This is a genomic window from Aestuariibaculum suncheonense, from assembly GCF_014596935.1.
GTDB lineage: Bacteria > Bacteroidota > Bacteroidia > Flavobacteriales > Flavobacteriaceae > Aestuariibaculum > Aestuariibaculum suncheonense.
In genome coordinates, this window is sequence record NZ_JACVXC010000072.1 from 1 (window position 1) to 236 (window position 236).

The following is a 236-nucleotide window of genomic DNA, read 5'->3' on the forward strand; positions in this document are numbered from 1 at the left end:
AGTCGATTTCCTACGTTAGGATCTCGGTAAAGGGAATTTACGATCTCGATAATTCCTTTTTCTGCAAAGCGGTCATTGAACAACACCACACGCAGCTGTCCTGTCGTAAGTGTCTTAGGAGATTGCGTATTTAGTTTCGACCGGATAAACCGACTCGTGTGAGATACTGCTGTTAACGTCTCAACTCGAACATTACCATCCATATTAAACACTGGATAAGTAATGGTACCCTGAAT

The 236-nt window shown here is 42.4% G+C and carries 1 protein-coding gene; it reads right to left on the bottom strand.

The genetic code is table 11. From position 1 onward, the window contains the following. Positions 1-236, bottom strand: a 236-nt coding sequence (locus ICJ84_RS16800) for a Ger(x)C family spore germination protein (protein ID WP_455423516.1), incomplete at both ends; no start/stop codon positions are given.